The sequence below is a fragment of the Paeniglutamicibacter sulfureus genome (assembly GCF_039535115.1).
Lineage (GTDB): Bacteria > Actinomycetota > Actinomycetes > Actinomycetales > Micrococcaceae > Paeniglutamicibacter > Paeniglutamicibacter sulfureus.
The window spans coordinates 1797883-1817543 of the sequence record NZ_BAAAWO010000001.1; the positions used below are offsets into that span (position 1 = coordinate 1797883).

Consider the following 19661-nt stretch of genomic DNA (forward strand, 5'->3'; position numbering starts at 1 on the left):
CTTGTAAACTAGTAGGTATGGCAGCTAAAAAGTCCCCGTTTTTTGATACGGCTACCACCCTCGGCAAGATCGTTGCCTTCTTTGGGGTGAGCGCCTTAAGTGGCGTCCTTGCGGCAGGGCTCATGGTCCCCATTGCGTCCCTTGCCGGCAGCAGTGCGAACGCCGGAACCGAAATCTTTGATGCCCTCCCGGCCAGTTTCAAGGGCGAGCCCATCGCGCAGCCCTCGAAGATCTTGGCCAAGGACGGTTCCACGATTGCGACGTTCTACTCGGAAAACCGGCAGCCGGTAAAGCTCAAGAACATTTCCAAGGTCATGCAGAGTGCCATCATCTCCATCGAGGACGAGCGCTTCTACGAGCACAACGGCATCGATGTCCGCGGCATCGCCCGCGCCGCGGTGAACAACTTCACTTCCTCGTCGCAGCAGGGCGCCTCGACCCTGACCCAGCAGTACGTCAACAACCTGCTGGTGAACGCCGACGTCGTCAACGGCGTGGACCGCTCCGAGATGACGATCTCCGGCTCCAAGGACATCGCCGACAAGGCACGCGAAGCCAAGCTGGCCATTTCCATCGAAAAGGAAATGACCAAGGACGAAATCCTCGAGGGCTACCTGAACCTCGTGCTGTTCTCCGGCCGCAACTACGGCATCCAGGCCGCAGCCCAGCGCTTCTACTCGGTGGACGCCAAGGACCTGAACCTGCAGCAGTCCGCGATGCTCGCCGGAATGGTCCAGCTGCCCAACGCCTACAACCCGGAGAAGTACCCGGAACGTAGCCTCAAGCGTCGAAACACCGTGCTGGCTGCCATGCTGCGCACCGGTGCCATCGACAAGAACGAATACGACAAGGCAGTGAAGTCCAAGCTGGGCGTCAAGCCGAAAGAGGTCAAGTCCGGTTGCATCGCCGCCGAGGATTCCGCCTACTTCTGTGACTACGTCACGAGGCTCATCACCACCGATGAGGCTTACGGCAAGACCCGTAAGGATCGCGAAAACCTGCTGTACCGCGGTGGCCTGACCATCAAGACGACGTTGGACCCGCGCCTGCAGAAGGAAGCGGCGAAGCAGTCCAGGGCCATGATCCCTGCCGACGACAAGTCGAACATCGGCGCGGCCATCGTGACGGTCGAACCGGGCACCGGCAACATCCTGGCCATGGGCCAGAACAAGGACTACGTCCCAACGGACAAAAACACCGGCCCGAACACCACCATCAACTTTGCCGTCGAGAAAGCACTGGGCGGGGCCGGCGGCTTCCAGGGTGGTTCAACGATGAAGCCCTACACCACGATGGCCTGGCTCGAATCGGGTCGCAACATGTGGGACCGGATCAGCGCACCCAATAAGAAGAACTACCCGGCTTCATTCCGTTGGAAGGCCTCATGCCTACCGCGCGGATACACCACCGTTGGCGGCGGCTGGGATCCAGCCAACGCGGTGAGCGGCTATCCCTCGTCGATGACGGTGGACTATGGCCTGTTCAACTCCGTGAACTCCGCCACCGTGGCCGAGGCCTCCAAACTTGACCTCTGCGACATTGCCGAGGGCACCGAACGCTTGGGCCTGATCGACTACGACAACGACATCGATCCGGCCACGGGTAAAAAATCAACCCTGGGACAGCCGATATCGCCGGCCAACCCGGCCTTCGTGATTGGTTCTGCCCGCATCACCCCTCTGGCCCAGGCCACCGCGTTTGCGACCTTTGCCAATAACGGCGAGTTCTGCGACAACCGTGCCCTGACCTCGGTCACCGATGCCAAAGGCACCGCATACAAGGTCAAGCCGGTCACTTGCGAGCAGGCAGTCAGCCCCCAGGTCGTCGCCGATATGAACGGCACCATGACAAAGATTGCCAAACAAAAGGTCACCAAGGGCGCCATCGACTACCCGATCTCCGGCAAGACCGGTACGAACAACAAGGCCAACTCGACCTGGTTCGTCGGTTACACCACCGGCATGGCCTCCGCCGCATGGGTCGGCCGTTACGACAAGCAACAGAACCTGGAGACCAAGAACAAGGTGATCGACGGCATCGCCCGTCGCTGGGTCGACTCCGGAACCTGGGCTTCCCCGCTGTGGACCAACTACATGAAGAAGGTCGGCGATCTCTACCCGACCGAATCCTTCGGCAAGGCCAAGTCCGCGCCCAAGCCTCCGGCCCCGAAGAAGGTGGAAGCCGACGACGATGACACAGCGGATTCGGCAAGCTCCGAAACCTCGGATTCAAAGGAAACCAAGGAGCCCAAGGAATCGGAAGCCCCGAAGGCGACCGCAACCCCCAAGCCCAAGGGAAACAGCGGAAACACGCCCAACCCTCCCAAGAAGACCGAAGATGACTAGTTCCCTCGCGACTTCATCATCGCTGGCCGAAGCGGTCTCACGCACTGTGCGTGGGGCCGCTTTGGCGGCTGGTGCGGCAACCGCCGGCGCCGGCATCCTTTTCGGATACGGATTGGGCCAGACCACGCGCTTCGGCGTCCGCGAGGAGACCCTGGCACTGCTGCCCCCGGGCTCCTCCCCGATCCGGATGCTCCACCTTTCGGACATCCACATGGTGCCCGGCCAGGAGCTCAAGCGCCGCTGGCTGCAGTCCCTGGCGGACCTGAAACCAGACCTCGTGATCAACACCGGCGACAATCTGGGACACCTTGAAGGCCTGGACGCCTTGCTGGAGGCGTTGGACCCGCTGATGGCGTTCCCCGGGGCCTTCGTACCCGGGTCAAATTGCTACTTCGGGCCACGGCCAAAGAATCCGTTCCGCTATCTCGCCAAGCGCTCGGACACGCCGCGGAACTCCCCCAAGTACCAATTGCCCTGGCAGGAAATGCACCGCGCCTTCGGTGCCGCCGGCTGGGTCAACCTGACCAACCGGAACCATTCCTTGGCAGTGAACGGGACCCGCCTGGATTTCACGGGCGTGGACGACCCGCACCTGGACCTGGACCGCTTTGCCGGGTGGCCGGCCGGTTCCGCCACCTCCGGCTCGGCACCGCACCTTCGCATCGCGCTGGCCCATGCGCCGTACCAGCGCGTCCTGGACAGGTTCACTGCCGCCGGCACCGACCTGATCCTGGCCGGGCACACCCATGGGGGCCAGGTCTGCATCCCGGGCTACGGCGCCCTGGTGACGAATTGTGATCTGCCGACCTGGCGGGCCAGCGGGCTGACCCAATGGGACTTCGCCGGCAAGAGCACGCCGCTGAACGTGTCCGCCGGCATCGGGACCTCGCGCTTCGCCCCGGTGCGGATCGCCTGCCCGCCGGAGGCCATCCTGCTCACGTTGACGGCACAGGGGTAGCCCGACCCATCCGATTGATGAATCCCAACCCCACACTGTAGGGTATTCGCAGAAGCACAACCATGCGCGGGGATAGAGGTCGGACACCGGTGGCAGTACAACAAGGACACGCCCCCGCGGCGGGCACGCCCACGCTGGGCAGGACCTTTGCCCGGCTCATTCCCTTCGTCAAGCCCATCCTCCCCCGGCTGTTTTTCGGGTTCCTGTGCGCGCTGTTGGCCGGCGTCGTCGCCCTGACCATTCCCCAGGTCCTGGCATGGCTGGTGAACAATGTGCTGCACCCGGAAGGAAGGGGTTCAGAGGTCTGGCTGGCCGTGGGCCTGGTGGCCGCCCTCGGCGCCCTCGAGGCATTGCTGGTGTTCCTGCGCCGGCAATTCGTGATCACCCCCGCGGCCCGCCTGGAAACCCAGATGAGGGTGCGCCTGTACGCCCACCTCCAGCAGCTTCCCGTGGCCTTCCACGAGCGCTGGGGCTCCGGCCAGTTGCTCTCCAGGTCCATGGGCGACCTGAGCCTGCTGCGCCGGTGGCTCGCCTTCGGCGCGATGATGCTGGTGGTTTCCACCGTCACCGTGATCGCCGGGCTGACCCTGATGTTCAGTTCCAGCTGGGTGCTGGGCACCATCTACCTGGCCGGGGCCATCCCCATCTCCATCAAGGCGTTCCACTTCCGCAACAACTACCGGGCAGCCAGCCGGCTGAGCCAGGACCAGGCCGGGGACCTGGCCACGGCCGTGGAGGAATCGGTCCACGGCATCCGCGTCATCAAGGCCTTTGGCCGAGGCCGCCACATGTACGACGGCTTCAACACCCGGGCCGAGCAGCTTCGCGACACCGAGGTTTCCAAGGCCAAGACCCTGGCCAGCTTCATCCTCTACGTGGTGGCCATCCCCGAAACCACGCTGGGCCTGGGCCTGGTGGCGGGGCTGTGGCTCACCGCGCAGGGCGAACTGAGCGTCGGGGCGCTGGTTGCCTTCTTCGCCACCGCCACGGTGCTGGCCGGGCCGGTTGAACACATGGGCATGCTCATGGGCATGACCCTCACGACCAAGACCGCCCTGGACCGCCACTTCGAGGTCATGGACACCAACAACACCATCACCTCCCCCGGCTCGCCCGTTTCCCCTACGGACCCGCGCGGGGAACTTGAGTTGCGCAACGTCCTCTTCCGCTTCCCCGACACCCCGGCCACCGCCGCACCGCTGTTGCGCGGCGTCAACCTGCACGTGGCCCCCGGGGAGACCATGGCACTGGTCGGGATGACCGGCACCGGAAAGTCCACGCTGCTCCAGCTCGTTCCCCGGCTCTACGAAGCCACCGGTGGCCAGGTCCTCATCGACGGCGTCGACGTGCGCGATCGGGACCTGGTCGAACTGCGCCGCGACGTGGCGGTCGCCTTCGAGGACACCATCCTGTTTTCCTCCTCGATCCGGGACAACGTGCTGTTGGGAGCCACCGGGCTCGACGGACCGGAACTGGACGCGCTGCTGGAGGATGCCATCGACACCGCCCAGGCCGGCTTCGCCCGCACGCTGCCCCAAGGCCTGGACACCGTCATCGGCGAAGAAGGCCTGTCCCTTTCCGGAGGCCAGCGCCAGCGCATCGCCCTGGCCCGGGCCATAGCGGCCAGGCCGCGCGTGCTGGTGCTCGACGACCCGCTCTCGGCCCTGGACGTACGCACCGAGGAAGCGGTGACACAGCGGCTGCGCACCACCCTGGCCGGGACCACCACGCTGATCGTGGCCCACCGGCCCTCCACCGTGGCCTTGGCCGACAAGGTTGCGCTGCTGAGGGACGGGCTCATCGACGACGTGGGCACGCACTCGGAACTGCTGGCACGCAACGAGCACTACCGCTTCGTCATTGCCAGCCTCGTGGACGAGGAATCCGACATCATTCCCCTTCAAGGCGGTCCGCTAGCATGAGCCAGAACATCGGTGTCGCCAACGAGGACGCCATCACCCTGTCCAAGGACGAACGCAAGCGAGTGCGCGCTCGCTCCTGGAGACTGCTGGCCACCCTGGCCAGGACACAAAAGCGCATGCTGGCGCTCACCGTGGTGCTCGTGGTCATCTCCAACGCCGCCCGCGTCGCCTTCCCGCTGATCATCGCCTGGGCCATCGACTGGGGCCTGCCGCAGGTCGCCGCCGGCAACTGGGCGCCCCTGGGCATCACCGGCGGCGCCTACGTGCTCTCGGCCATCGCCGCCGGCACGCTGCTGGGCTGGTACATCCTGTGCACCGCGAAGATCTCCCAGGCCATGCTGCTGGATCTGCGCCTGCGCGTCTTTCGCCACACCCAGCGCCTGAGCCTGGAGTTCCACGAAAAATACACCTCCGGGCGCATCATCTCCAGGCAGACCTCGGACCTGGAGACGCTGCGCGAACTGCTGGACCAGGGCATTTCCGAACTCGCCTCGGCCGCCGTCTTCGTGACCTTCACCCTGGTGTCCATCTTCGTCCTCGACTGGCGCTCGGGGCTCGTGGTCGTCATCGCCGCCCTGCCCATCTGGCTGCTCTTTGGCTGGTACCAGAAACGCTCGGAACTGGTCTACCGCGAATCCCGGGTGGTCTCGGCCCGGGTCATCGGCAGCTTCGTGGAAACCATGACCGGCATTCGCGCCGTGAAAGCCTTCCGCAAGGAACGAGCCAACGACGCCACCTACGCGCAGGTCGCCGGCCAATACCGGGACAACTCGATCCGCTCCATCAACCTCTTCGGCGTGCTCCAGCCCTCGCTGGTGCTCATCGGCAACCTGTCGGTGGCGGCGGTGCTTGCCTGGGGCGGGTTCCGCATCCTTGACGGGGAGCTGGGGGTGGGCGTGCTGGTGGCCCTGCTGCTGGCCACCAAGCGGGTGTTCCAGCCGGTGGAAAACATCGCGATGTTCTACCAGTCGCTGCAATCGGCAACCGCGGCGCTGGAAAAGGTCTCCGGGCTGCTCGAGGAGGAACCCACCGTGGTGGAACCCGCCAAGCCGCAGCCGCTGGAACAGGTCGCAGGTGCCGTGGCATTCAAGGACGCGGTCTTCGGGTACGGGGACGGGCCCGTCGTCATGGACAGGTTCGACCTGGCCATCCCGGCGGGGCAGACCGTTGCCGTGGTCGGGCAGACAGGCGCCGGCAAGTCCACCTTGGCCAAGCTGATCGCCAGGTTCTACGACCTGCGCTCCGGGTCACTGACCCTTGATGGGGTGCCGATCGAGCAGATCGCCAACAACGACCTGCGGCGGCATGTGGTGATGGTGACCCAGGAGGCCTTCCTCTTCTCCGGGACCGTGGCCGAGAACATCTCCCTGGGCAAGCCCGGCGCCAGCATCGAGGAGATCATCCTGGCCGCGCGCGCCGTGGGTGCCCACGAATTCATCACGGCCCTGCCCGAGGGCTACGACACCGACGTGAACAAGCGCGGCGGTCGCGTCTCCTCCGGCCAGCGCCAGCTCATCTCCTTCGCCCGGGCGTTCCTGGCGGACCCGGCGGTGCTGATCCTCGACGAGGCGACCAGCTCGCTGGACATCCCCTCCGAACGCGCCGTGCAGCGCGGGCTACAGACCCTGCTGGGCAACCGGACCGCGCTGATCATCGCGCACCGGCTCTCCACGGTGCAGATCGCCGACCGGGTGTTGGTGGTCCACGACGGACGAATCGTCGAGGACGGCACCCCGGCCGAGCTCATCGGGGCCGAAGGCCGCTTTGCCGCCCTGCACAAGGCCTGGCTCGACTCGCTGGTCTGATCCCGCCCCTGCCGCGCCCCCTGCGGATCCCGGACACGACAAAGGCCCTGGCCCCCCGTCCTGCATGGAGGGGGGCAGGGCCTTTGTCGGTGGCGCGGATCAGGCGCTGAAGGTAAGTCCCGTCAGCCGCTCGTAGGCATCGATGTAGCGCGCACGGGTACGTTCGATGATCTCCGCCGGCAGCGCCGGGGGTTCCTCGCCGGAGTTCTTGTCCCAGCCGGAGGCCTCGGAGGTGAGCCAGTCGCGGACGAACTGCTTGTCGAAGGACGGCTGCGCCTGCCCCGGGGAGTAGGTCTCCGCGTCCCAAAAGCGCGAGGAATCCGGGGTCAGCACCTCATCGCCCAGGGTGATCTCGCCGTTGGACGGATCGATCCCGAACTCGACCTTGGTGTCGGCCAGGATGATGCCGCGGGTGCGGGCAATTTCCTCGGCGCGGGTGTACAAGGCCAAGGTGGCGTCGCGCAGGTCGGCGGCCTGCTGGCCGCCGATGCGGGCAGCGGTTTCCTCGAAGGTGATGTTTTCGTCGTGCTCGCCGACCTCGGCCTTGGCCGAGGGCGTGAAGATGGCAGGTTCCAGCTTGGAGCCATCGACCATGCCGGCCTTCAGCGGAAGCGCGCAGACCGTCTGGCGGTCCTTGTATTCGGCCAGCCCGGAGCCGGTCAGGTAGCCGCGGGCGATGCACTCAATGGGGAACATGTCCAGCTTCTTGCAGACCATGGCCCGGCCGGCAACGGCGTCCGGCACGTCGGTGGAGATGACGTGGTTGGGGATTCCGGCCAGCTTGTCGAACCACCACAGGCTCAACTGGGTCAGCACCTTGCCCTTGTCCGGGATCTCGGATTCCAGCACGAAGTCAAAAGCACTAATCCTGTCGCTGGCAACCACCAGGACGCGGTCGGTTTCCTCGAAGGAGGAACCGGCCGGAACGTAGAGGTCGCGGACCTTGCCCGAGTAGTGGTGGGTCCACCCCGGCAGGTCCAGGGTTTCGGTTTGCAGGCCTGACATCTAGTGTGTTCCTTCCGAGACGCTGATCTGGCCGTTGGCGGCCTTCAGCGCAATGTCGGTGCGGTGCTGGGCACCGTCCCAGGAGATGGCAGCGACGCCTTCGTAGGCCTTGTCGCGCGCGGCGTGCAGGTCGGCACCGAGGCCCACGACTGCCAGCACGCGGCCGCCGTCGACGATGGTTTCGCCTGCCTCGTTGCGGGTGGTTCCGGCGTGCAGCACCGAGACGTCCTCGATGGCCTCTGCCGCTTCAATCCCCTGGATCGCCGCTCCCTTGACGGGGGCATCGGGATAGTTTTCGGCTGCCAGGACCACTCCGACGGCGGTCTCGGGGCGCCAGTGCAGCAACTCGGCGTCATCGAGTTCGCCCTTGGCGGCTGCCATCAGCAGTCCGCCCAGCGGGGTCTTCAGGCGTGCGAGCACTGCCTGGGTCTCGGGGTCGCCGAAGCGTGCGTTGAATTCAATGACGCGGATGCCGCGGCCGGTGATGGCCAGGCCGCAGTACAGCACCCCGGTGAAGGGGGTGCCGCGGGAGGCCATGTCGCGCAGCGTCGGGTAGGCGACGCGGTCCATGACCTCGTCGACGAAGCCGGCGGGCAGCCAGGGCAGCGGCGAGTAGGCGCCCATGCCGCCGGTGTTCGGTCCCTCGTCGCCATCAAAGATGCGCTTGAAGTCCTGGGCGGGTGCCAGCGGGACGGCGTGGGTGCCGTCGCAGATGACAAAGAGGGAGACCTCCGGGCCGTCGAGGAACTCCTCGATGACCACGGTGCCGCCCGCGGCGAAGCAGGCCTCTGCGTGGGCCAGGGCCTCTGCGCGGTCGGACGTGACCACGACGCCCTTGCCTGCTGCCAGTCCATCGTCTTTGACCACATAGGGGGCGCCGAAGGCATCGAGCGCCTCGGCCGCTTCCTCGGAGTTGGTGGCGACCTTGGCCATGGCGGTGGGCACGCCTGCCTCGGCCATGACCGTCTTGGCGAAGGCCTTGGAGGCCTCCAGCTGGGCAGCCGCTTGCGTGGGGCCAAAGACGGGGATGTTCGCGGAGATCAGTGCGTCGGCAACACCTGCCGCCAGTGGCGCCTCGGGACCAACCACCACCAGATCCGAGCCCAGTTCGCGGGCAAGTGCCACCACTGCCGCGGGATCCTGGGCATCGATTTGGTGGGTGGTGACGTCACGCGATATCCCGGCATTGCCGGGTGCGCAATGCAGGTCGGTGACGTAGGGATCCGAAGCCAAAGCTCGGATCAGTGCATGTTCGCGGCCGCCGGGGCCAATAACCAGTACCTTCACGAGGCTTAAGCCTACCGGCTCCGGTCCCCTCAGTGCCCACCCGGGTCGCAGGACCGACGCATTTGCGCCAACTTCGCACCGGGTCCGCCGTCCTCCCCGGGCGGTGCGCCCGATCCCGACCCCGCAGGCAAGCGGTGGCTGCGCCTATGCTCGTGTACATGGAGAAGGAAACCTTGTGGCAGCAGCAGGCCCGCCAAGATCCGAAGCAGGCCAAGAACTACATCGACCGCTTTGCTCAACTGCGCGAATCCGGCGCAGACCTCGACGGCGAGGCGAGGTTCGTTGATGCGTTGCTCCCGCGGGACGCGCGCGTGCTCGATGCCGGCTGCGGGACCGGGCGGGTGGGCGGGGCGCTTGCCGCTCGCGGACACCGGGTCACCGGAGTGGACCTGGACGAGGAGCTCTTGGCCGCCGCCCAACGCGATTTCCCCGGCTCCCGGTGGCTGCCCGGTAACCTGGCATCGCTGGACCTGCGGGATGCCTCCGGGACCCGCGAAACCTTCGACGTGGTCGTCTCCCCCGGAAACGTCCTGGCCTTCGTGGCACCGGGCACCGCCGGCGCCGTGTTGTCGTCGCTGGCCGCGCATCTGGCGCCCCGCGGCCGACTGGTCGTGGGCTTCTCCCTGCTCAAGGACTACGCCTTCGGAACGTTCGAGGCCGACGTGGCAGCGGCCGGCCTGCGGATCGCTTCCAGCTTTTCCACCTGGGACATGCGTCCGCTGCGCCCCGACTCGGACTTCGTCGTTGCACTGATGGAGAGCACGCAGACCGTAAACTAGGTCACATGCCCGAAACGCTGATTGCCTCCGAAACCGTCGACCTTGTGGTGCTCGAGCGCAACGGCTTCGTTGAATCCCGCCACCGCGGTTCCGCGGTGGTCGTTGATGCCGCGGGCGAGGTGCTCACCGCGCTGGGAAACCCGAACACCTTGGTGTACCCGCGCTCCGCCCTCAAGCCCTTCCAGGCCCTTGCCTCCATGCAGTGCGGAGTTCCGCTGCGCGGCGCCCAGGTGGCCCTGGCCTGCGCCAGCCACGTGGGGAGCACTGAACACACCGACGTCGTTGAATCCATGCTGGCCAAGGCCGGCCTGGACGAATCCGACCTGCTGTGCCCCGCCGCCTGGCCGGCAGACCCCGAAACACGCGCCGAACGGTTGCGGGCGGGACTTCAGAAGTCGGCGCTGTCGTTCAACTGCTCGGGCAAGCACGCGGCATTCCTGTGGGCCTGCACGGAAAACGGCTGGGACACCAAGACCTATCTCTCCGCGGACCACCCCCTGCAGCAAAGGGTCATCGAGGTCATCGAGGATTATGCCGGGGAGAAAATCTCCCACCTGGGCGTGGACGGATGCGGGGCGCCGGTACCGGTCATCTCCCTGGCCGGACTTGCCCGGGCCGCTTCCAAGCTGGCCCAGGCCCCGGGGAACAAGCATGCCGAGGCGCGGGCGGCAACCATTGCCACGGCAATGCTGGACTACCCGTGGGCGGTCCAGGGACATGGCCTGCCCAACTCCTTGGTGATGGAGGACCTGGGGGTCATCGCCAAGCTCGGCGCCGAGGGCGTGTTGATGCTCGCAGCCCCCAACGGAACGGCCGTGGCCGTGAAGATGCAGGACGGATCGGGCCGTGGAACCGACCTGCTGGGCCTGACGCTGCTGGCCAACGCCGGCGCCATTACCACCGGCCAACTGGCCGATACCCTGGCCAAGCTGACCCGTCCGGTGCTCGGCGGGGATGCCCCCGTGGGTTCGGTGCGCCTGGCAACCCCGGTCATGGACCTGTTGGATTCCTGATATCCCGTGGCCATCAAGCGACGCATTGATCCGGCAGAGGGGGCCCGTGCCCTCGGCCGGTGGATCGAGGCCGAAGAAGCGGAAGCCGCGGCGCTGCCCCGCCCGGTCATAGCCCTGGCCGTGCGCTACACGCTGGAGGAGCTGGCCAGCCGCGCCGAGGGCAACTCCGTGGAGGTGCGCGTTCCGCCGTTCGGGGTGACCCAATGCATCGCGGGTCCGCGGCACACCCGCGGCACTCCCCCGAACGTCATCGAGCTTCCCGCCCAGCTCTGGCTGGCGCTGGCCTCCGGCAAGATCGGCTGGGACGCGGCGCTGGCCACCGGAAAGGTCTCCGCCTCCGGGTTGCGCGCCGACCTGTCCGCCGAACTGCCCCTGGTTTAGTACCCTAGAGGGTATGGAATCCAGCCAGAACCCCACCAATCCCACCCCCGCCGACGAGCCAGGCACCCAGGTCGAGGTGGAGGTCTACGCGGCGCCAAGGTTCTGGCCGTTCGTGGGCATTGGCGCCCTGGTGGGCGTCGTCGTTGCCCTCGTGTCCGCGTACACCGGCGAGGAATCGGCGAACTTCACGCGCGCCTCCGTGGCAGGATTCCTGTCCGTCGGCTTTGCCTTCTTCGGCGTCCTGCTCGCCAGCATCGTATTCCTGGTTGTGGATCGCATCACACGCAAGAAGGCACGTCGCGCGCTTGCCGTGCCGATGGGTGATCCAGAACACCGCTAGAACCGTCCCTGTGGGTGACTTCACGCCCCATCGTGCCCCTTGCTCGTGAGAGAATAATTCCTATGGCGCGTGGTGACGGAAACCTAAATCATGATCTTTTGCCCAACGAGAAGGGCCCGCAGGATGAATGCGGTGTCTTCGGTGTTTGGGCTCCCGGCGAAGAAGTGGCGAAACTGACCTATTACGGTCTGTATGCGCTTCAGCATCGCGGGCAGGAATCGGCCGGATTGGCCACGAGTGACGGACAGCGGATCAATGTCTACAAGGACATGGGTCTGGTCTCCCAGGTGTTCGACGAGAACACCCTCAATTCCATGCCCGGGCACCTGGCCATTGGCCACTGCCGCTACTCCACAACCGGGGCAAGCCACTGGGCCAACGCCCAGCCGACGCTCGGCCCCACCGCTGCGGGCACCGTGGCGCTGGCGCACAACGGCAACCTGACCAACTCGGCCGAGCTCATGGAAATGGTCAACGACCTCCATGCAGAGTCCGAGGAAAAGGTCCGCGGCGAAATCGCCCAGGGCAACACCACCGACACCGCACTGGTGACGGCACTGCTCAACGGCTCCAACGGCGAAACCCTGGAAGAGTCGGCGCTGCGCCTGCTGCCCAAGCTCAGCGGCGCCTTCTGCTTCGTCTTCATGGACGAGCACACCCTCTACGCCGCACGCGACACCTACGGCGTACGCCCGCTGGTGCTGGGCCGTCTCGAGCGCGGATGGGTAGTGGCCTCCGAACAGGCAGCCTTGGCCACCGTGGGTGCAAGCTTCATCCGCGAAATCGAACCCGGCGAGTTCATCGCCATCGACGCGGAAGGCGTGCGCTCACAGCGTTTCGGCGCCGCCACTCCGGCCGCCTGCGTCTTCGAGTACGTGTACCTTGCCCGCCCGGATGCCTCGATCAACGGCCGTTCGGTTTACGAGTCCCGCGTGGAAATGGGCCGCCAGCTGGCCCGCGAAAACGCCGCCGAGGCCGACATCGTCATCCCCGTTCCCGAATCCGGCACCCCTGCCGCCATCGGCTACGCCGAGCAGTCGGGCATCCCCTTCGCCCACGGCTTCGTGAAGAACGCCTACGTGGGACGAACCTTCATCCAGCCGTCCCAGACGCTGCGCCAGCTCGGCATCAAGCTTAAGCTCAACGCCCTGGAGCCCGTTATCAAGGGCAAGCGCGTTGTCGTCGTCGATGACTCGATCGTCCGTGGCAACACCCAGCGCGCCGTGGTGCGCATGCTGCGCGAGGCCGGCGCCGCGGAGATCCATGTGAAGATCTCCTCCCCGCCCATCAAGTGGCCCTGCTTCTACGGCATCGACTTCGCCACCCGCGCCGAGCTCATTGCCAACGGCGCTGCAGTGGACGAGATCAGCCAGTCCATCGGGGCCGACTCGCTCGCCTACATTTCCGAGGACGGCATGATCGACGCCACCCTCCAAAAACGCGAACGCCTGTGCACCGCATGCTTCACCGGGGACTACCCGATCGCATTGCCGGGTTCGGACCGCATCGGCAAGAACCTACTTGAACGAAGCAACCAGGCGGGATGTGAGCCGGGCCCGGATGCCGAATTCGAGTCGGCACTCACCGCCGCAGACAAAACACCGCGCAACTAAGCAAAGGACAGTTTCAGAGATGACAAGTGCCACCCCTGAGAATTCCGGAATCACCTATGCTTCGGCCGGTGTCGATGTCGAGGCCGGTGACCGCGCCGTTGAATTGATGAAGGGCGCCATCAAGGCCACCCACAACGCCAACGTCCTGGGCGGGGTGGGGGGCTTCGCAGGCCTCTACGATGCCTCGAAGTTCCTTTCCTACAAGAAGCCGCTGCTGGCCACCTCCACCGACGGCGTCGGCACCAAGGTCGCCATTGCCCAGGCCATGGACATCCACCACACCATCGGCCACGACCTGGTCGGCATGGTCGTCGATGACATCGTCGTCGTGGGTGCCGAACCGCTGTTCATGACCGACTACATTGCCTGCGGCAAGGTCGTGCCCGAGCGCATCGCCGACATCGTCCGCGGCATCGCCGAAGGTTGCCAGATTGCCGGCACCGCTCTGGTCGGCGGCGAAACCGCCGAGCACCCGGGCCTGCTGGGCGAGCACGAATACGATGTCGCCGGTGCCGCCACCGGCATCGTCGAGGCCGACGGCCTGCTCGGCCCGGAACGCGTCAAGGACGGCGATGTCATCATCGGCATGTCGGCCTCCGGCATCCACTCCAACGGCTACTCGCTGGTGCGCAGCATCGTCGCCCACGCAGGCTGGGCCCTGGATCGCCACGTGCCGGAATTCGGCCGCACCCTGGGCGAGGAACTGCTGGAACCGACCCGCATCTACACCATGGACTGCCTGGATTTGGTCCGCGCGTTCAACGTCGACGGCGCCATCAAGGTGCACGGCTTCAGCCACGTCACCGGCGGCGGCCTGGCCGCCAACCTGGCCCGAGTGCTGCCGCAGGGCCTGATGGCCACCGTGGAACGCTCCAGCTGGGCACTGCCGGCCGTCTTCAAGGTCATGGCCGAGCTCGGTTCCGTGCCGCAGCCGGACCTGGAGCGCACGCTCAACCTGGGTGTCGGCATGGTTGCCATCGTCGACGCCGAGATCGCCGACGCGGCACTGGCCCGCCTGAACGCCCGCGGCATGAACTCGTGGGTGATGGGCACCGTTGGCGCGGTGACCGAGGAAGCCAAGACCGCAGGTCAGGACTACGTCCAGGGTGCCAAGGGTGTTGACGGCGGTGCCGTGCTCATGCGCGGCAACTTCGCCGGCTAACTGCCAGGAGCCTTGATCCGTTGAGGGACCGCGCCCATTGGGCACGGTCCCTCAACTGATTAACCGCCCGGGCCGGACACGAGGCTCAAAGGCATGGGCCACGGCTACATGGGCCGGCGCACGGCCCCGTCGCCAGATGATTCCAGGACGGCAATGGCCTCGGCGATGTTGCTGCGCCACCTGTAGTCGGCCTTGGAGTCGCCGCGGGTGGGACCGCCGTTGATCAGGCCGACCGGTTTGCCGGAGCTGCGGGCGTCCAGCAGTAGCTTGTAGCCGCTCATGACGGCAAGCGAAGAGCCGATGACCAGCAGGGAAGCCGATTGGGCCTCGAGTTCCTTGAGCCGAACCTTGCGCTCGGGTGGGACGTTCTCGCCGAAGTAGACCACATTGGGCTTCAACTTCTTCGATCCGCACACCAGGCAACCAATCATGTGGAACTCGGCCACATGGGCCTCGTCGAGGGTCACGTCGCCGTCGGGATTCACCAGCGAGGGATCCAGGTCGATGCGCTCCAGGTAGCCGGGATTCGCCTCGTGCAGCCTGACATCGAGGTTCTCCCGGTTCTCCAGTGCTCCGCAGTTCAGGCAACTGATCTGTTGCAAGTCACCGTGAAGGGGGATGACGTTCAGGGAACCCGCGGCCACATGTAGCCCGTCGACGTTTTGCGTGACGATGCCGCTGATTTTTCCCGTTGCTTCCCACTGGGCCAAGCTGCGGTGGATGGAGTTCGGCGCCGCCTGGGCCATGTGCCTCCAACCCACGAAGCTGCGTGCCCAATACCGGTGCCGGACGCTGGGCTCGTGCAGGAATTCCTGGTAGGTCATGGGCCGGTGGCGCAGCAGCGAGCCCTTCGGCCCCCTGTAGTCGGGGATCCCCGAATCGGTGGACACCCCGGCACCGGTGAGCACCAGCACGGACCCTGCCTCCAGCATCCTGCGGATGCCGGCGGCGGCAATGGCAGCATCCTGCAACGGGGCATTCTCGCCAACCACGCGTTCGATCGAACGAATGGCTGCGCGGTGCGCCATCTGGATCCCGAGCCGACCCTCATGAAGCATGTTAGATTACCTCGGCTCCCCGGGCATGGCAAAGGCCGCGGTCACCGACGCAGTTACTGCGCGGTGGCCACGGCTGCCGTTTTCACGTACTGGAAAAACCATAACCGCCTATTTTCCGACGGTCACTTCAGGGAGTCGGCGCATCAGCTGATGCGCCGTTGGTCGTCCTCGTCGTCATCGTCTGCGTACTTGTCTTCGTAATCCGAATAATTGGATTCGTAAGGTACGTCGACAGGGCTTGGTGTCGAGGTACTGTGACCACGATTCTTTCCAAGCTCGCGTTCCAAGGCGGACAAATCAGTGGCCGGGGAGAAATATTTCATGTCCCTGGCCTGTCGTGTCGCTTTTGCCTTCTGACGGCCGCGCCCCATGGCGTGACCCCCTTTTTTCAGTAGATCTGGAGGTGGTCCACCCGTGTCAGGTGGAGGCCCCAGAATATGTGACTAATTCTTTCGTATTTCAAGGTTAACATGATTCGGCGGCGAGTGCCTGCCCGGAACCTCCGTTCCGCCGGTAGAGTATTATTTTGTCCACCAAGTCGACTGCCAACCGCCCGGGAGCTTGCTTGCCTGATCCGCCACAGCCAGAGCCGAGAGCCGCGCTTCCTGCTCTAAGTGCCAAGTCACAGACGCGTTCTTGGTGGCGTGCCCCGGCCCTTTGGGCGTTGCTCGGCGCACTGGGAATCATGTTGATTGTGATCTACGGGGCCGACAGGTTTTTCGGCCAGGAAGACGCCCCGGAACCGGTTGCGGAAGTGACGCGAAACGCATCCCCGGGCCTCGACGGGATCATCGCATCCGACGTCCCTGCGGATCAATTCCGGGACGGCGATTGCCTTCAGGGATTTACCGGCCCGCTCGAACCGTCAACCGTCGTCACCTGCGAGACCGCCCACAACGCACAACTCATCGGGACCTTCACGATCGAAGGGGATGCATTCCCCGGACCCGAGGCAATCCTTGCGCAATCCGAGGAGCTTTGTAAATCCGTCCCCTTGGATCCGACCAGCCCCCTGGACACCGGCTGGTCCTATCATTTCTCCCGCCCCTCCGAAGCAACATGGCAGACCGGCGACAGAGCGGTTGCCTGTTTTCTGGCCCTGAACGAGGGAACCGTGCGGGTGTCCATGCTTCCGGCCGAAACCTCCGCCCTGAACACCTGATCCCCCGGGCCTGAAAAGCCTCGCCGGTGCCCGGGAGTGGCAACAACCACTCCCGGGCACCGGCGTGATGCGGTCGGCCGTTATCCTCGGCGCGAGGAGACGATGAGCCCATCTGCGGACGCATTGACGCCGACCACGACGGTGTCGCCGTCCTGGATGCTTCCGGCCAGCAATTCGCGAGCCAGCCTGTCCCCGATTTCGCGCTGCACGAGCCGACGCAGTGGCCGGGCGCCGAAGGCGGGATCGAAGCCGGTCAGGGCCAGCCAGTCACGGGCTTGGTCGTCCACCTCGAGCTGCAGGCGGCGTCCGGCGAGACGCCGGGCCAGAGTGTCGACCTGCAGGGCCACAATCGAACCCAGCTCCTCCAGCGAGAGCGCGTCGAACATGATCACGTCATCCAGCCGGTTCAGGAACTCGGGCTTGAACGAGGAGTTCACCAGATTCATCACGGCCTCCCGCTTGGTGTCCTCGGGCAACGTCTGGTCGACCATGAACTGCGAACCCAGGTTCGAGGTCATGATCAGGATGACATTGCGGAAATCGACCGTGCGTCCCTGCCCGTCGGTGAGACGCCCGTCGTCCAGGACCTGCAGCAGGATGTCGAAGGCCTCGGGGTGGGCCTTCTCGACCTCGTCGAGCAGCACCACCGAGTAGGGCCGCCGACGCACGGCCTCGGTGAGCTGGCCGCCTTCCTCATAGCCGACGTATCCCGGAGGGGCGCCGACAAGCCGCGCGACCGCGTGCTTCTCCGAATACTCGCTCATGTCGATGCGAACCATGGCGCGTTCATCGTCGAAAAGGAAGTCGGCCAGGGCCTTGGCCAATTCGGTCTTGCCCACGCCCGTGGGGCCAAGGAACAAGAACGAACCTGTCGGGCGGTCGGGGTCGGAGATCCCTGCCCGGGCCCGGCGCACCGCGTCGGACACCGAGACGACAGCCTTCTGCTGTCCGATCAGCCGGTGGCCAAGGAAATCCTCCATGTGCAGCAGCTTCTGGCTTTCGCCCTGCAGCATGCGGCCCGCCGGGATGCCCGTCCACGCGGAGATGACCTCCGCAATGTCGTCGGCGGTGACCTCATCGGCCACCATCAATTCCTGGTCGCCGCCGGAGGCTTCCGCGCGTGCAGCATCGTCCATGTCCTTTTCCAGCGCCGGGATCTCCCCGTAGAGCAGCCGCGAGGCGCCCTCCAGGTCGCCCTCGCGCTGCAGTTTCTCGGCACGCGAGCGCAGATCGTCCAGGCGCACCTTGAGGTCGCCGACCCGGTTCAGGCCCGCCTTCTCCGACTCCCAGCGCGCGTTGAGCGCATCGAGCTCTTCCTTCTTGTCCGCCATGTCGGCGCGCAACGCCTCGAGCCGTTCGCGGGATCCGGGATCGGTTTCATCCTTGAGGGCCAGCTCCTCCATGGTCAGGCGGTCCACCGACCGACGCAGCTGGTCGATTTCCTCGGGATACGAGTCGATTTCCATGCGCAGCCGGCTGGCCGCCTCGTCGACCAGGTCGATGGCCTTGTCCGGAAGCTGGCGCCCGGCGATGTAGCGGTCGGAGAGGCTCGCCGCGGCCACTAGCGCCGAGTCGGCGATCGTGACCTTGTGGTGCGCCTCGTAGCGCTGTTTGAGCCCGCGCAGGATGGCAATGGTGTCATTGACGCTCGGCTCCCCCACGTACACCTGCGCGAAGCGGCGTTCGAGGGCCGGGTCCTTCTCGATGTTCTGGCGATACTCGTCGAGCGTTGTGGCGCCAATCAGGCGCAACTCGCCGCGGGCCAGCATGGGCTTGAGCATGTTGCCGGCATCCATGGCACCCTCGGATGCTCCTGCACCCACGACAGTGTGGATCTCGTCGATGAACGTGACGATCTGCCCGTCGGAGGCCTTGATCTCTTCGAGGACGGCCTTGAGGCGTTCCTCGAATTCGCCGCGGTATTTCGCCCCGGCAACCATGGCGCCGAGGTCCAGGGAAATCAGCGTCTTGCCGCGCAGCGATTCGGGAACGTCCCCGGCAACCATGCGCTGGGCCAGGCCTTCGACCACTGCGGTCTTGCCCACCCCGGGTTCCCCGATGAGCACCGGGTTGTTCTTGGTGCGACGCGAAAGAACCTGCACGAGGCGGCGGATCTCGGTGTCGCGCCCGATCACCGGATCAAGCTTGCCCGAACGGGCAATGGCCGTCATGTCGGTGCCGAACTTTTCCAGTGCCTGGAAGGTGTTTTCGGGATCGGGGTTGTTGACCTTGCGGTCGCCGCGGATCGAGGGCAGGGCGCTGGCAAGGGCCTTGCGCGTGGCTCCGGACTCGCGCAGGGCCTTGCCGGCGGCGCCGGTGTCTTCGCTCAGGCCCAGCATCAGATGCTCGGTGGAGACGTATGCGTCACCCATGGCCGCCGCGGCCTGCTGGGCGGCGGTGATGGCTTGCAGGATGCCGCGCGAGTACTGGGCTTGGGCCACGCTGTTCCCGGATGAAGTGGGCAAGGCCTTGATGGCGGCACTGGCCTGGACCGAAACCTGGTCCGGGTCGATCCCGGCGGCCTTCAGCATTGCCACGGCCACCGATTCGCGTTGGTCAACAAGCGCCTTGAGCAGGTGCGCGGGCTCCACCTGCGGGTTTCCCGCCGTGGAGGCGTTCATTCCCGAAGCGGAAAGGGCTTCCTGGCTCTTGGTCGTCAACTTCGTGTCCATACTCATCCCTTCGTCGTTGGTTGATCACTCAAACTTGAGTCTACATCACTCAACTATGGACAGCTGAAGAATATTCCTGCCCAAACGCCGAAACGTCGGCGACCCCCAAGGGGTTGCCGACGTTCGGTCATGCGGAGGCCGGCACACTCGCGCACCGAC

Annotated in this window: 16 protein-coding genes; 11 read left to right on the forward strand and 5 right to left on the reverse strand. The window is 65.6% G+C overall.

What is annotated here, in order from left to right; genetic code table 11:
* Positions 1–17 precede the first annotated feature (17 nt).
* The 4 genes from ABD687_RS08225 (at position 18) to ABD687_RS08240 (ending at position 7030) form a co-directional block, all read left to right on the forward strand.
* Positions 18–2345 (forward strand): transglycosylase domain-containing protein, encoded by a 2328-nt coding sequence (locus ABD687_RS08225; protein ID WP_264270402.1) that lies wholly within the window; start codon positions 18–20, stop codon positions 2343–2345.
* Positions 2338–3303 (forward strand): metallophosphoesterase, encoded by a 966-nt coding sequence (locus ABD687_RS08230; protein WP_310292175.1) that lies wholly within the window; start codon positions 2338–2340, stop codon positions 3301–3303. Before ABD687_RS08225 ends, ABD687_RS08230 begins: the two co-directional genes overlap by 8 nt.
* 89 nt (positions 3304–3392) lie before the next feature.
* Positions 3393–5225 carry an ABC transporter ATP-binding protein gene (locus tag ABD687_RS08235; RefSeq protein WP_377700290.1) on the forward strand — a complete coding sequence of 611 codons (1833 nt, stop codon included), beginning with the start codon at positions 3393–3395 and terminating at the stop codon, positions 5223–5225.
* Positions 5222–7030 (forward strand): ABC transporter ATP-binding protein, encoded by a 1809-nt coding sequence (locus ABD687_RS08240; protein ID WP_310292173.1) that lies wholly within the window; start codon positions 5222–5224, stop codon positions 7028–7030. Before ABD687_RS08235 ends, ABD687_RS08240 begins: the two co-directional genes overlap by 4 nt.
* Positions 7031–7129: 99 nt before the next feature.
* On the opposite strand, the gene ABD687_RS08245 is transcribed toward ABD687_RS08240, so the two are convergent.
* On the reverse strand, positions 7130–8035 hold the full coding sequence (locus ABD687_RS08245; protein WP_310292171.1) for a phosphoribosylaminoimidazolesuccinocarboxamide synthase: 906 nt from the start codon (positions 8033–8035) through the stop codon (positions 7130–7132).
* Positions 8036–9322, reverse strand: coding sequence for a phosphoribosylamine--glycine ligase (gene purD, locus ABD687_RS08250; RefSeq protein WP_310292169.1), 1287 nt, complete (start codon positions 9320–9322; stop codon positions 8036–8038).
* 158 nt (positions 9323–9480) lie between these two features.
* Here purD and ABD687_RS08255 point away from each other — a divergent pair, with 158 nt between their 5' ends.
* The 6 genes from ABD687_RS08255 (at position 9481) to purM (ending at position 14610) form a co-directional block, all read left to right on the forward strand.
* A complete protein-coding gene (locus tag ABD687_RS08255; RefSeq protein WP_264270397.1) occupies positions 9481–10101 on the forward strand; it encodes a class I SAM-dependent methyltransferase in 621 nt (206 codons plus the stop codon).
* Between the two features lie 5 nt (positions 10102–10106).
* On the forward strand, positions 10107–11114 hold the full coding sequence (locus tag ABD687_RS08260; protein ID WP_264270396.1) for an asparaginase: 1008 nt from the start codon (positions 10107–10109) through the stop codon (positions 11112–11114).
* Between the two features lie 6 nt (positions 11115–11120).
* Entirely contained in the window at positions 11121–11495 is a 375-nt protein-coding gene (locus tag ABD687_RS08265) for a sterol carrier family protein (protein ID WP_302264937.1), read from the forward strand.
* Between the two features lie 13 nt (positions 11496–11508).
* Entirely contained in the window at positions 11509–11835 is a 327-nt protein-coding gene (locus ABD687_RS08270; protein WP_264270394.1) for a hypothetical protein, read from the forward strand.
* A gap of 62 nt (positions 11836–11897) precedes the next feature.
* On the forward strand, positions 11898–13448 hold the full coding sequence (gene purF, locus ABD687_RS08275; RefSeq protein WP_264270393.1) for an amidophosphoribosyltransferase: 1551 nt from the start codon (positions 11898–11900) through the stop codon (positions 13446–13448).
* 19 nt (positions 13449–13467) lie between these two features.
* On the forward strand, positions 13468–14610 hold the full coding sequence (gene purM, locus ABD687_RS08280) for a phosphoribosylformylglycinamidine cyclo-ligase (RefSeq protein WP_264270392.1): 1143 nt from the start codon (positions 13468–13470) through the stop codon (positions 14608–14610).
* 104 nt (positions 14611–14714) lie between these two features.
* On the opposite strand, the gene ABD687_RS08285 is transcribed toward purM, so the two are convergent.
* Together ABD687_RS08285 and ABD687_RS08290 are read right to left on the reverse strand one after the other, a co-directional pair.
* Positions 14715–15668, reverse strand: coding sequence for a Sir2 family NAD-dependent protein deacetylase (locus tag ABD687_RS08285; RefSeq protein WP_310292163.1), 954 nt, complete (start codon positions 15666–15668; stop codon positions 14715–14717).
* 143 nt (positions 15669–15811) lie between these two features.
* A complete protein-coding gene (locus tag ABD687_RS08290; protein ID WP_264270390.1) occupies positions 15812–16039 on the reverse strand; it encodes a DUF3073 domain-containing protein in 228 nt (75 codons plus the stop codon).
* Between the two features lie 314 nt (positions 16040–16353).
* On the opposite strand from ABD687_RS08290, the gene ABD687_RS08295 reads away from it, so the two are divergent.
* Positions 16354–16830, forward strand: coding sequence for a hypothetical protein (locus ABD687_RS08295; RefSeq protein ID WP_302264933.1), 477 nt, complete (start codon positions 16354–16356; stop codon positions 16828–16830).
* 80 nt (positions 16831–16910) lie between these two features.
* Here ABD687_RS08295 and clpB read toward each other — a convergent pair whose 3' ends face one another.
* Positions 16911–19502, reverse strand: a complete 2592-nt coding sequence (gene clpB, locus ABD687_RS08300; RefSeq protein WP_302264931.1) for an ATP-dependent chaperone ClpB — start codon at positions 19500–19502, stop codon at positions 16911–16913.
* Positions 19503–19661 lie beyond the last annotated feature (159 nt).